At 39.0% G+C, this 12,017-nt stretch carries 11 protein-coding genes; 6 read left to right on the top strand and 5 right to left on the bottom strand.

The features are described 5' to 3' along the window. The first annotated feature begins 53 nt into the window (after positions 1–53). From PROVRUST_RS04520 to fdnI, 4 genes are all read left to right on the top strand, one after another. Positions 54–377, top strand: a complete 324-nt coding sequence (locus PROVRUST_RS04520) for a YnfA family protein (RefSeq protein WP_006813529.1) — start codon at positions 54–56, stop codon at positions 375–377. A 365-nt stretch (positions 378–742) separates the two neighbouring features. Further along, positions 743–3,790 carry a formate dehydrogenase-N subunit alpha gene (gene fdnG / locus PROVRUST_RS04510; protein WP_146751280.1) on the top strand — a complete coding sequence of 1,016 codons (3,048 nt, stop codon included), beginning with the start codon at positions 743–745 and terminating at the stop codon, positions 3,788–3,790. Between the two features lie 11 nt (positions 3,791–3,801). Beyond that, positions 3,802–4,689, top strand: a complete 888-nt coding sequence (gene fdxH / locus PROVRUST_RS04505) for a formate dehydrogenase subunit beta (protein ID WP_164717570.1) — start codon at positions 3,802–3,804, stop codon at positions 4,687–4,689. Continuing rightward, entirely contained in the window at positions 4,682–5,341 is a 660-nt protein-coding gene (gene fdnI, locus PROVRUST_RS04500; RefSeq protein WP_006813525.1) for a formate dehydrogenase-N subunit gamma, read from the top strand. The genes fdxH and fdnI overlap by 8 nt, the downstream gene beginning before the upstream one ends. Before the next feature lie 45 nt (positions 5,342–5,386). On the opposite strand, the gene PROVRUST_RS04495 is transcribed toward fdnI, so the two are convergent. Continuing rightward, on the bottom strand, positions 5,387–5,932 hold the full coding sequence (locus tag PROVRUST_RS04495) for a GNAT family N-acetyltransferase (protein ID WP_006813524.1): 546 nt from the start codon (positions 5,930–5,932) through the stop codon (positions 5,387–5,389). Beyond that, positions 5,929–6,369: an acetyltransferase gene (locus PROVRUST_RS04490; RefSeq protein WP_006813523.1), complete on the bottom strand. Its 441-nt coding sequence runs from the start codon at positions 6,367–6,369 to the stop codon at positions 5,929–5,931. The genes PROVRUST_RS04495 and PROVRUST_RS04490 overlap by 4 nt, the downstream gene beginning before the upstream one ends. A 252-nt stretch (positions 6,370–6,621) precedes the next feature. On the opposite strand from PROVRUST_RS04490, the gene agp reads away from it, so the two are divergent. After that, positions 6,622–7,875 carry a bifunctional glucose-1-phosphatase/inositol phosphatase gene (gene agp / locus PROVRUST_RS04485; RefSeq protein WP_006813522.1) on the top strand — a complete coding sequence of 418 codons (1,254 nt, stop codon included), beginning with the start codon at positions 6,622–6,624 and terminating at the stop codon, positions 7,873–7,875. 267 nt (positions 7,876–8,142) lie between these two features. Here agp and PROVRUST_RS04480 read toward each other — a convergent pair whose 3' ends face one another. After that, the gene (locus tag PROVRUST_RS04480; protein WP_006813521.1) at positions 8,143–8,580 is read right to left on the bottom strand and encodes a universal stress protein; all 438 of its coding nucleotides are present in this window, start codon (positions 8,578–8,580) and stop codon (positions 8,143–8,145) included. 206 nt (positions 8,581–8,786) lie between these two features. Continuing rightward, positions 8,787–9,383 (bottom strand): tetratricopeptide repeat protein, encoded by a 597-nt coding sequence (locus PROVRUST_RS04475; RefSeq protein ID WP_223844781.1) that lies wholly within the window; start codon positions 9,381–9,383, stop codon positions 8,787–8,789. 745 nt (positions 9,384–10,128) lie between these two features. Between PROVRUST_RS04475 and PROVRUST_RS04470 the strand changes: the two genes are divergently transcribed. Continuing rightward, positions 10,129–11,457, top strand: a complete 1,329-nt coding sequence (locus PROVRUST_RS04470; RefSeq protein ID WP_006813519.1) for an SLC5/6 family protein — start codon at positions 10,129–10,131, stop codon at positions 11,455–11,457. 104 nt (positions 11,458–11,561) lie between these two features. Here PROVRUST_RS04470 and PROVRUST_RS04465 read toward each other — a convergent pair whose 3' ends face one another. Then, entirely contained in the window at positions 11,562–11,969 is a 408-nt protein-coding gene (locus tag PROVRUST_RS04465; protein ID WP_006813518.1) for an acyl-CoA thioesterase, read from the bottom strand. Positions 11,970–12,017 lie beyond the last annotated feature (48 nt).

Here is a 12,017-nt window from a genome sequence, read left to right as displayed (position 1 = left end):
CCACCCAAATTAGGGTGGCGAATATAATGATGACCTATTAAAAAATAAAAATTATGCCTATAAAGATTATTGGATTATTTATTATCACGGCCATTGCTGAAATTGCTGGCTGCTACTTTCCTTATTTATGGATGAAAAAGCAGGGTAGCCCATGGTTATTATTACCGGCTATTCTGAGCTTAATGCTGTTTGTGTGGCTATTGACGCTACATCCTGAGGCCAGCGGACGAGTATATGCTACCTATGGTGGTATTTATATTGTGACCGCGTTAATTTGGTTGCGATTCGTCGATGGTGTCACGTTAGCGACTACAGATTGGATTGGTGCACTGGTTGTCTTACTGGGCGCCGGTATTATTATTAGTGGCTGGAAATAATATAAATAGTTATTCAATAAGAGCCTATTAAAAATCTACTGTAAAACATAAATTATATTATTTGTTATGGTGAAATAGGTATATACCACAATATAACAATATTATTTTTATTAATTTAAATTTGTTAAAGTGTACCTATATTGATTATTAATCCAATATTATCTTTCTTAATCTAAATATCCCTTCATTTGATCTGAATCAATTTAACAATAATTACCCATAAAGTGGTAATTTTAATTGATGTTTAACTACTCAGTTAATATTAATTAACCTTTATCTTCACTTTCATTGATTTTAGGCAATATCTGATTACAACTGACTGATATTCTTTCCGCGATTATACAAACAATAAAAAGAGGCTAATAATGAACGTCAGTCGCAGAAAGTTTTTTAAAATCTGCGCCGGCGGGATGGCAGGTACAACTGTAGCTGCGTTAGGTTTTATGCCAGGAATGGCAATGGCTAATGTACGTGAAAATAAATTACTTCGGTCTAAAGAGACCCGTAATACTTGTACCTACTGTTCTGTTGGTTGTGGATTATTAATTTATAGTATGGGTGACGGCGCAATGAACGCCAGATCTGCAATATTCCATGTAGAGGGAGATGCAGATCATCCAGTGAACCGAGGTGCTTTATGCCCTAAAGGTGCTGGATTACTCGACTATATTCGCAGTGAGAGTCGCTTGCGTTATCCTGAGTATCGTGCCCCCGGCTCGAATAAATGGGAACGAATCAGTTGGGATGATGCCTTTACCCGCATTGCTCGACTCATGAAAGATGACCGTGATGCCAACTTTATTGAAAAAAATGAGCAAGGCACGACGGTAAACCGTTGGTTGTCGACAGGGATGCTCTGTGCATCTGCTGCGAGTAACGAAACGGGAATGTTAACTCAAAAATTCGCTCGATCGCTCGGTATGTTAGCGGTCGATAACCAAGCGCGTGTCTGACACGGACCAACGGTAGCAAGTCTTGCTCCAACATTTGGTCGCGGTGCGATGACCAACCACTGGGTTGATATTAAAAATGCCAATGTGATTATGGTGATGGGGGGTAATGCTGCTGAAGCTCACCCTGTCGGATTCCGTTGGGCTATTGAAGCGAAAAACAATAATGATGCAACGTTGATTGTGGTTGACCCGCGTTTTACGCGTACCGCATCAGTTGCTGACCACTATGTTCCTATTCGCTCAGGAACAGATATAACATTCTTATCTGGCGTTCTACTTTATCTTATTGAAAACAATAAAATAAATGCTGAATACGTTTATAATTATACCAACGCGGCATTAATTGTCAGGGATGATTTTGAATTTAATGATGGCTTATTTAGTGGCTATGACCCTGAAAAACGTCGTTATGACAAAACTACGTGGAACTATCAATTTGATGAGAATGGTTATGCACTTAGAGATGACACGCTGCAAAACCCACGCTGTGTTTGGAACCTCTTAAGAAAACACGTTTCTCGTTATACACCTGATGTTGTTGAGAATATTTGTGGTACGCCAAAAGCAGACTTTCTTAAAGTGTGTGAAATTCTTGCGACCACCAGCGCAGCAGATAAGGCAGGAACTTTCCTATACGCGTTAGGTTGGACTCAACATACAGTTGGTGCTCAAAATATTCGTACCATGGCAATGATCCAATTGTTGTTGGGGAATATGGGTATCTGCGGCGGTGGGGTGAATGCCTTACGTGGACACTCAAATATTCAAGGCTTAACCGACTTAGGTTTGCTATCAACTAGCTTGCCGGGATACTTGACTCTACCATCTGAAAAACAGTTGGATATCGAGAGCTATTTGGCCGCGAATACACCGAAAGCCACGTTACCCAATCAGGTGAACTACTGGAGCAATTACCCGAAATTCTTCGTCAGTCTGATGAAATCTTTCTATGGGGATGCGGCGCAAGCTGAAAACCAATGGGGATATGATTGGTTACCGAAATGGGATCAAGCTTATGATGTCATGAAGTATTTTGACATGATGAGCAAAAATAAAGTCAACGGTTATATCTGCCAAGGCTTTAACCCAGTGGCATCATTCCCAGACAAAAATAAGGTTGTTAGCTGCTTAAGTAAACTCAAATACTTAATCACCATCGATCCATTGACCACCGAAACAGCGAGTTTCTGGCAAAACCACGGTGAAATGAATGATGTGGATCCTGCATCCATTCAAACCGAAGTTTTCCGTTTACCTTCAACTTGCTTCGCTGAGGAAGACGGGTCAATTGCCAACTCTGGACGCTGGTTACAATGGCACTGGAAAGCGGCAGATGCGCCAGGCGAAGCCCGTAACGATGGACAAATTCTGACGGGGATCCTACATAAAATCCGCGAAATGTATGAGCAAGAAGGTGGTAAAGGTAGTGAACCACTGATGCAAATGCGTTGGAATTATAAGCGCCAATTCCATCCGGAATCGGAAGAAGTCGCGAAAGAAAATAACGGGATTGCTCTGGTCGACTTGTATGATGCAGATGGCAACTTACAAGCGAAGAAAGGTGAATTGCTGAACTCATTTGCTCTCTTGCGTGCAGATGGTTCAACCGCATCGTCTTGCTGGATCTATACCGGTAGCTGGACAGAGAAAGGCAACCAGATGGCAAATCGCGATAACAGCGACCCATCGGGGATTGGTAATACATTAGGCTGGGCGTGGGCATGGCCATTAAACCGTCGGGTGATCTATAACCGCGCTTCTTGCGATACCAAAGGTAAGCCGTGGAATAAAGATTTGGTCTTGATTGAGTGGAACGGTAAAAAATGGGTTGGAAATGATGTACCTGACTTCAACGCATCTGCGCCAGAAGTGGGTACTAGTCCTTTTATCATGCAGCCAGAGGGCTTAGGTCGTCTATTTGCTATTGATAAAATGGCTGAAGGTCCATTCCCTGAACATTATGAGCCATTTGAAACACCATTAGGAACTAACCCATTACATCCAAATGTGGTTTCTAACCCGGCGGCGAGAATATTTGAGGAAGACAAGCAGCGTCTTGGAGACCATAAAGAGTTCCCTTATGTGGGAACAACTTATCGCTTAACGGAGCATTTTCATACTTGGACTAAACATGCACTTTTAAATGCGATTGCTCAGCCAGAACAGTTTGTGGAAATCAGTGAAACTTTAGCGAAAGCGAAAGGAATTGCACTGGGTGACAAAGTGAAAGTGAGCAGCAAGCGAGGTTTCATTAAAGCGGTAGCCGTGGTGACTCCTCGTCTGCAAACTCTGATGGTTGATGGTAAACCTATTGAAACGGTAGGGTTACCTATTCACTGGGGCTTTGAAGGTGTCACTCAAAAAGGCTTCATTACAAACACGTTAACGCCATCCGTGGGCGACGCTAACTCTCAGACTCCTGAGTATAAAGCGTTTTTAGTTAACATTGAGAAGGCGTAAGGGAGGGAACTATGTCCATGCAATCTCAAGACATTATTAAACGTTCCGCGACCAACAGCATTACGCCTCCACCACAGGCGCGTGACGATAAATTTGAAGTCTGTAAGCTCATTGATGTGTCATCCTGTATTGGTTGTAAAGCTTGTCAGGTAGCATGTTCCGAATGGAACGACATTCGTGATGAAGTAGGGCACTGTGTTGGTGTTTACGATAACCCGACAGATTTAAGTGCGAAATCTTGGACGGTGATGCGTTTCAGCGAAGTGAGTGAACAAGGCAAGCTGGAATGGTTAATCCGTAAAGATGGCTGTATGCACTGTGCTGATCCTGGTTGTTTGAAATCGTGCCCATCTGCGGGCGCGATAATTCAATATGCCAACGGTATCGTGGATTTCCAATCTGAACACTGTATTGGCTGTGGTTACTGTATTGCGGGATGCCCATTTAACGTTCCTCGATTAAATCCAAAAGATAATCGTGTGTACAAATGTACTTTGTGTGTTGACCGCGTTGCGGTAGGGCAAGAGCCTGCCTGTGTGAAGACTTGTCCAACAGGTGCAATTCGTTTTGGTACCAAAAAAGAGATGTTGGAGTACGGTGCTGAGCGAGTTGGAAAACTGCAAAAACGTGGTTATGCCCAAGCCGGAATTTATGATCCTGAAGGTGTTGGCGGAACGCATGTGGTATATGTACTTCATCATGCTGATAAACCTCAACTTTATCATGGACTGCCAAAAGACCCTCAAATTGATACCCCAATTAATTTGTGGCAGAGCGTGTTGAAACCACTGTCAGTTGTGGGCTTTATAGCCACATTTGCCGGTCTCATTTTCCATTATGTGGGAGTCGGGCCGAACAAAGAAGTGGATGATGAAGAGGAGAAAGATGACCATGAGTAAAAAGAGCAAAATGATCGTTCGGACTAAATTTGTTGACCGAGCGTGCCACTGGACTGTTGTCATCAGCTTTTTCTTGGTTGCTTTGTCTGGTATCGCACTGTTTTTCCCAACTTTAAAGTGGCTAACCGAAACATTTGGTACCCCGCAAATGGGGCGAATTCTGCATCCATTTTTTGGTGTACTGATTTTCGTGGTGCTGATGTTTATGTTTGTCCGTTTTGTGAAACACAATATTCCCGACAGAAAAGATGTTCCATGGATCTTGAATATTGTTGAAGTTCTCAAAGGTAACGAACATAACGTCGCTGATGTTGGTAAGTACAATGCAGGTCAAAAAATGATGTTCTGGAGTATCATGAGTATGATTTTTGTACTCTTGATTACCGGCATCATCATGTGGCGTCCTTATTTTGCGCATTTATTCCCAATGTGGATGGTGCGCTGGAGTATTCTCGTCCATGCATTAGCCGCCATCATTCTGATCCACGCCATTCTTATTCATATGTATATGGCATTTTGGGTGAAAGGTTCTATTGATGGAATGATTGAAGGTAAAGTCAGCCGTCGTTGGGCTAAAAAGCACCACCCACGCTGGTATCGTGAAGTTGAAGCAGAAGAAGCTGAAGCAAAGGCTGAAGTAGAAAAAAGTTAATAGCTTCCTACGGGATAATTAGCTGATAAAGCCACTGTGGCGAACCTACAGTGGCTTTTTTAATCGATAAAGTACGTGTTCGGCAAGAGGATGGTCATGAGGTAATAAGGGATGCATAAAGTTTGAGGTATCTTTCGTCATACCTAGCTTTTTCATCACACCTTCTGATGGGGTATTGGTTACTGTTGTAAAAGCCACTAATTCATCAAGATGTAATTGCTCAAATGCAAATTTAATCACTTCCCTAGCGGCTTCAGTGGTATAGCCATAGCGCCAAAATTTAGGAAGTAAGCGCCATCCTAGCTCTACACAAGGTGAAAAAGGCAATTGTGCTGTTGGAATATTTAAACCAACAAACCCAATAAATTCCCCTGATTCCTTTAATTCAATTTTCCAGAGGCCCCAACCACCTTGCTCGGCAAATTTATCCATCACTGTCGTTAAGAATTGCGCATTTTGTTCTTTATTGAGAATAGAAGGAAAATATCGCATAACATCGGCAGAGCTATTGAGCTCATATAGCGAATTTATATCATTTTGTTCCCAGCCACTTAGTCGTAGACGAGAAGTTTCTAGCTTATATATTTTCATGATTTTCTGAGTCTCATATGTAATAGAGGAAAAGGATTTCCTTCCCCATCAATCTCTGAGCGAGCATATTGAACAAACCCCATATGTTGATAGAAGCCAACAGCTTGAGGATTCTGTTCATTGACATCGAGTTCATTAATGCCAAGCTGAGTAATTGCATATTGCAAAAGTTTTTTACCTATACCTATCCCTTGGTAATGAGGATCAATAAATAGCATTTCAAGGCGGTTTTCCCCAGTCCCTAAAAAGCCCATTATTTTTTGCTGATTATCTAAAGCGATAAAAATAGAAAGGTGAGGTAGATATTGTTCTCTAATAGGTTTTTTCAGCGCTTTTATATTTTCTTCGGGTAAAAAATGATGAGTAGCTCTAACGGAGGCTTCCCACACGTGAATAATTTCATCGTAATGTGATGCACTGGCGGGTTGTATAATCATGACATTCTATCCTTGTTTGAAGGAAATATCTTAATTTATGAGTGAATAATGTCAATATTTGATAGCTATTTAGCTTTAGCGGAATTTTGGGATATTACTCTCAGAAAAAAAAGATAACTTCTTCATTATTAGAAGATATGTTTCTGAATTTTTTATAAGCACTATACTTTGTTGGACATTGAAGCTTATTCATAACTCTTTCAATATTTCTATAAATTCGATATCTCTATAAATAATGGTAGGAGTAGGTTGATGAAATTTAAAATGCTAACAGTTTGTTTATCGGCGGCATTATTAACACCGATGGCCCCTGCATTGGCGAATACCGACGATGCTAAAAATATGGAGTTAAACCAAGTTTTAGTATTGAGTCGCCATAATTTACGTACTCCTATCGTGAATACGGGGATCTTGAGTGAGATAACGAATAAAAAGTGGCCGGGATGGGATGCTCAAAGTGGCTATTTAACAACCAAGGGTGGTGCGTTAGAAGTTTATATGGGCCACTATTTTAGGGAGTGGTTGGACAGTAAAAAATTGTTTGCAGATGAACTTTGCCCTACCAGTAGTGATGATATTTATGTTTATTCAAATAGTCTGCAACGGACTATTGCAACGGCACAATTTTTTAGCGTCGGCGCATTTCCAGGTTGTAAGGTAAATATTCACCACAAACCCGAAATTGGAAAGATGGATCCAGTATTTAATCCGATTGTGACAAATAGTTCTCCAGAATTTAAAAAGCAAGCGATTGCTGCGATGGAAGCACATTTAAAAGGTTTGAATTTAAAATCAGGCTATGAAGAACTGGATAGCGTGCTGAATATTAAAGATTCCAAAAAATGCACTACTGAGAAACTGTGTAATCTAGCGACGCCTAAAAATAGTTTTATTATTGAAGAAGATAAAGAGCCAGGAGTGAGCGGTCCATTGAAGATGGCGAATTCAGCGGTTGATGCGATTGACTTACAATATTATGAAGGTTTTCCAAGCCAAGATGTTGCTTGGGGCTTAGTGAATACTGATGATAAATGGAAAAAGCTGAATACCCTGAAAAATGGTTACCAAGAAACGTTATTTTCACCAAAAATTATTGCTAAAAATGTGGCCCATCCTCTATTAAATTATATGAATAAAGGCTTTGTTTCAGTCAATAAAGGTGAGACGGCTAAATTCATTCTGTTAGTCGGACATGATTCTAATATTGCCTCTGTACTTTCAGCGATGGATTTTAAACCTTATCAGTTACCAGAGCAGTACGAACACACACCGATTGGCGGAAAGTTAGTATTCCAACGCTGGACGGATAAACAAGACGCCAAAGACTATGTGAAAATTGAATATGTTTATCAATCTTCAAACCAGTTGAGGGATACGGCTTATTTATCACTCGAAACACCGCCGAAGCATGTCACACTCGAGCTGAAAAATTGCCCAATTGATAAAAATGGTTATTGTGCATGGGAAGATTTTGAAAAAGTCATGAAATCAGCACTGAGTCAGTAATCGTTATTTAGGCTGAAAATTTAACTTCAAAGTAGATAGCTCACTGTATGTGGGCTATTTTATGTTTGAGTAGGGGTAAAAAACCCTGCCCAGAAGAGCAGGGTGTGAAAATTCACGAAAATGTTTATGAGCCTCTAATTTACCTTAAAAATTGGTGATTAGGGGTTATAAATTGTATGGTTTTACCTTTTAATGTAACAAAAATTTAAGGTAAACATTGTAGATGTTAAATAGGGTTTTTGTTTTGTAAAAAACTTAAAAAACAAATTAACGCACTACAAAAACACTGGTTTTAGCATAGCGAACTACAGAGGCTGCGTTCGATCCAAGTAAATAAGTCGACATACTTGGTCGACGAGAGCCAAGAAGAATCACATCTGCTTTAATGTCTTCTGCCATGGCTAAAATTTCATCTTTAACGGAGCCGATAGTTGCCGTTGCTTGCACTTTATCCGCAGGAACAGAAAATAACTTAATTTTCTCGTTTAATTCATTAAGGATAATTTCAATCTGTTTTTGATCATCCGGAAAATCACTTGGCAAAATGGTGCCGCCATAGCGTAGATAATTTGAAATAGGGGCTGTAACGGCAAGAAAATGCACTGTGGCATTATTCATTTTTTGCATCGCGTTAACATGAGGAACTAACATTTGAGTGAGCGCGTCTTCGGTAACATCAATAGGAACTAAAATTGTATTGTACATAATTTCTCCTTTTTTCTTTTATATTATAAGTTTAGTTCATTTCAATCAGTTTTTAAATTGATTGTTAATAAATTAATAGTAGAGAATTTTTGAGCCAAATAATGTGAGCGAGAATACGCTATTGATGATTTCAAAAGGGAATATGTGAAGTATAAACGATAACTTTATACTCAGAAGTTATCGTTTATCAGAATAAAATAAAGGGATTATTTTTTCGAACAAACGTCTTTTAGTCCACCCTTGCAGGCCTTTTCTATATACTCAGTACCTAGCTTTTCATTAAAGTCTGTTCCTTCCCCATTTTGGAGCATTTTCCCAACTTGATATTGAGCGGGAGGGAATTTTTTTTCAGCGGCTTTTTGGAACCATTCAAAGGCGACAATATAGTTTTGCTTAACACCAACACCTTGGTAGTAGAATTGTCCCATATAATTCATGGCTTCAACATTACCTTTGCTGGCAGACTTTTCAATCCATCCATAGGCAGTTTCAAAATTGGCTTCAACCCCGTTACCATTAAGGTACATATCTCCCAAAAATAGTTGGGCATCTGCATTACCTTTGTTTGCTGCCATGGTTAGCCATTTTTTTGCTTTAGGATAATCTTGCTTAATTTCATTTCCTAAATAATAGCCAATTCCCAACATGACTTGAGCTTTTAAATCACCTTTTTGAGCTTGTTGCTCCACAAGTTTAATCGTTTCTGGTGGTACAGCAGCAAGAGTTAAATTAATGGAGAAAAAAAAGAGAAATATAAATGTGATTATCCGCAACATGGTTTTTTTTCGTCTTAAGTTGGCCATGAATATCCCTATTTCAAGATAAGCTAGAAATAGCATTATTGAAAAAGTAATGACTTTTTATAACCCTTAAAGAATAAAGATACTCTACTGTCATATCGAGCAAATATCAATCTCTTGCCAAAAATACAAATCATTTGAGTGAGTTACACATTTTATGGATGTTATAAAAACCACTAATCTTGTCGACATAACATAACAACAAATTTAATTTTAATAAATTAGATTAATCGGATAGATTTCGACTTGCCTTGAGATGAAAACGTGGGAATTAAATATTATATATAAAATACAGGTAGTGAATAATTTCAAAAATTCACAAATTTAGAACAAAATACAGAATTATTAGTAATGACTGTGCTTGAAATTATGCTTTCTTGTGATGTTTAGCACGAAATAAATAATCAATTGTTGGAATTGTTAATAAGGATTTTTAGGGATTTAAATTATTTATATATTATAAATCAAATGGTTGCGCTAATTTTTAAGATAAACTCTTCTTGGGCGTTATTTATGTCGTTGGATAGAGATATTTCCATCTTAATGCTCTTTTAATAGAAAAACTTTCTCTAAATGTGGGGTTTTATAGGCTAATAAAGAGATAATCTTTCTCCTGTATTTCCTCTATGATGACTTCATGATAATAGCCTGCAAATAACTAAGGTTATTGAAATAAATAACCACTTAAATCGCATCTAAAACAATAAATTTTATCATTAAGGCGTTCAACAATATTAAGTGAGTAATTATGGCAACGATTCCTACGATAGATAATCTTAACGACAAAAAAGGCTCTACCGCAGCATCACGAGCAGGAATGACTGACGAACAATGGCGTGTGGCAACGAAGTTTGATGGTACGGATGTAGGTTGGGTGATCATGAGTATCGGTATGGCTATTGGTGCTGGTATTGTATTTCTTCCTGTACAGGTTGGGCTAATGGGACTGTGGGTTTTCTTGCTCTCTTCTGTTGTCGGTTATCCTGCAATGTATTTATTTCAGCGACTATTTATTAATACGTTGGCTGAGTCTCCAGAATGTAAAGACTACCCTAGTGTGATCAGTGGGTATTTAGGTAAAAACTGGGGAATGCTTTTAGGGGCTCTTTATTTTGTCATGCTAGTGATTTGGATGTTTGTTTATTCCACTGCAATTACCAATGATAGTGCCTCTTATTTTCAAACTTTCGGTGTCACTGAGGGATTATTATCGGATAGCCCTTGGTATGGATTAGTTTTAATTTGCATTTTGGTTGCCATTTCTTCTCGTGGGGAAAAGTTACTATTTAAACTATCCAGTTTTATGGTTCTAACCAAATTATTTGTCGTCGCGGCTCTGGGGATTTCCATGGTCGGAATGTGGCATCTTTATAATGCGGGGTCGTTACCGCCAGTTGGACGTTTGTTCAAGGAAGCAATTATTACACTGCCTTTTACATTAACCTCAATTTTGTTTATTCAAACCTTGAGTCCAATGGTTATTTCATTTCGTAGCCAAAATGTGAATCGTGAAGTTGCGCGTTATAAAGCGTTGCGAGCAATGAATATTGCGTTTGTTATTCTATTTTGCACGGTATTTTTCTATGCAGTTTCCTTCACGCTAGCAATGGGGCATGAAGAGGCAGTGAAAGCTTATGAGCAGAATATTTCAGCTTTGGCTATCGCTGCAAAATTCTTCCCTGGTGGATGGGTTACGGTTGTTAGCGTAATGCTGAATATTTTTGCAGTCATGACGGCATTCTTTGGGGTTTACTTAGGCTTCCGTGAAGCTACTCAAGGGATTGTGATGAACATTCTTCAGCGCATGATGCCAGTTGAGCGTATTAATGAGACATGGGTAAAAAACGGTATCATGGTATTTGCCGTGCTACTGGCTTGGGGGGCGATTATTCTTAACGCACCCGTTCTCAGTTTTACATCAATTTGTAGCCCAATTTTTGGTATGGTTGGTTGTTTAATTCCCGCTTACTTGGTGTATAAAGTGCCAATGTTACACAAATATAAAGGCATCTCTTTATATTTGATTATTTTCACTGGAATTTTATTGTGCATCTCGCCATTCTTAGCGTTTGCCTAATTTGTGAGAAATAAAACGATAATATGCGCTCAATGTTGGATAATTGGGCGCATATTTTTATTTTACCTAACTAGATAGTTTATAGGCAAATGGAGGGAAAAATTTTACTGCTCAAATAACGGGGTTGGCTTACCATTATCATCGATAGCGACAAAATTGAATTGTCCGTGAATCACTTCTTCACGCCCTTCGGCATACATATCTTCTAAAAAGATAGAAACATTAACAGTAAGGCTAGTTCTGCCTACTCGAATAACTTCACCCACTAATTCAACAATGGTGCCTGATGGAATCGGATGCGTAAAATTGATTTTTTCTGTAGAAACCGTCACGAGTCTTTTACGACAAAAACGTGTCGCAGTAATAAAGGAAACTTCATCCATCCATGCTAATGCAGTCCCACCAAATAAAGTGCTGTGGTGGTTTGTGGTGGTTGGAAATACAACTTTAGATACGTGGGTTACAGATTGTTCAATTTTTTGCTTGATGACATCATCAACGTCAGAACTCATATTTAAACCTTACTTTCTTTGAATTATCACTATTTAAAAACTTGAATC

The sequence above is a fragment of the Providencia rustigianii DSM 4541 genome, from assembly GCF_000156395.1.
GTDB classification, from domain to species: domain Bacteria; phylum Pseudomonadota; class Gammaproteobacteria; order Enterobacterales; family Enterobacteriaceae; genus Providencia; species Providencia rustigianii.
This window is presented reverse-complemented; position numbering and strand designations above follow the sequence as displayed.